The following is a 235-nucleotide window of genomic DNA, read 5'->3' on the forward strand; positions in this document are numbered from 1 at the left end:
CCACCGCCGCCGTCGCGCGTTATACGAGCGGAGTCGGCGGCATCCGGCGCATGCTCGCTCGCATCGTTACCCGTCACGACGATGGGCCGTCGCATGCCCGTGCGACGCGCGGCATTGCGCCTGCGCGCGTTGAGCGCCGCGAGCTTGCGCGCGAGCTGCGAACCGCGCATCGCCGCTTGCTGCGTGCGCGCATAGCTGAACGTAATCGTGCCGCGATACAACACCGCGAAGCGCG

General features: G+C 70.2%; 1 pseudogene. It reads right to left on the bottom strand.

What is annotated here, in order from left to right:
- Positions 1-235 (bottom strand): annotated as a pseudogene (locus SB753_RS41410) (hypothetical protein); the annotation flags it as partial.

It is taken from the genome of Paraburkholderia sp. SIMBA_053, assembly GCF_046534895.1.
In the GTDB taxonomy this organism is placed as follows: Bacteria; Pseudomonadota; Gammaproteobacteria; order Burkholderiales; family Burkholderiaceae; genus Paraburkholderia; species Paraburkholderia caledonica.